The organism is Pseudonocardia sp. SID8383, from assembly GCF_009864975.1.
Taxonomy (GTDB): Bacteria; Actinomycetota; Actinomycetes; order Mycobacteriales; family Pseudonocardiaceae; genus Pseudonocardia; species Pseudonocardia alni.
This window is the reverse complement of the sequence record NZ_WWFY01000134.1, coordinates 1-854: the sequence shown is the minus strand read 5'-3', so window position 1 is coordinate 854 and position 854 is coordinate 1. Positions and strand designations below refer to the sequence as shown.

1 protein-coding gene is annotated in these 854 nt (G+C 79.2%); it reads right to left on the bottom strand.

Annotated elements, in window-relative coordinates; all coding sequences use genetic code 11:
• The coding region (locus tag GTW08_RS03065) for a polyketide synthase dehydratase domain-containing protein (RefSeq protein ID WP_202416320.1) at window positions 1–854 on the bottom strand (854 nt) is incomplete at both ends.

Below are 854 nucleotides of genomic sequence, written 5' to 3'. Positions count from 1 at the left end.
ACGACCCTCGGGGTCGGCGACGGCGACGGCCAGGCCGCCGCCGTCGGTGGCCGGTGCGAGGCGCACCCGCAGCGCGGTGGCCCCGGCGGCGTGCAGGGTGACGTCCTCCCAGGCCCACGGAAGGCCCGCGGCGCCGTCACCGGTGAGCAGGGCGGCGTGCAGGGCGGCGTCGAGCAGGGCGGGGTGCAGCCCGAAGCGGGCCGCGTCCTCGGCGGTGGTGTCGGGGTCGGGCAGCGACACCTCGGCGTAGACGGTGTCGCCGTCCCGCCAGGCGCCGGTCAGCCCCCGGAACACCGGACCGTAGCCGAACCCGGCCTCGGCGAACCGCTCGTAGCAGCCCTCGACGTCGAGCTCGGCCGCGCCGGTGGGCGGCCAGGTCGTGGCGTCGAACCGCACTGGGCCCGGCGCGAGGGTGGTGAGGGTGCCGGTGGCGTGCTCGGTCCACTCGTCGGAGCCCTCGGGGCGGGCGTGCACGGTGACCGGGCGTCGGCCGGAACCGTCGTCGGCACCGGCGCGGACCTGCACGGTGACGGCGCCACCCGCGGTGGGCAGGGTCAGCGGCGTGGCGAGGGTGAGCTCCTCGACGCCGGTGCAGCCGACCTCGTCGCCCGCGCGGACGGCGAGCTCGAGCAGCGCGGTCCCGGGCAGCACCACGGTCCCGGCGACCGTGTGGTCGGCGAGCCACGGCTGCGCGGACGCCGAGAGACGGCCGGTCAGCAGCGCGCCCGCGCCGTCGGGGAACGCGACGGCGGCGCCGAGCAGCGGGTGCCCGGCGGCGCCGAGCCCGGCGGAGCGGACGTCGCCGGGGGCCGCGGTGGCACCCGGCCAGTAGCGGCGGTGCTGGAAGGCGTAGG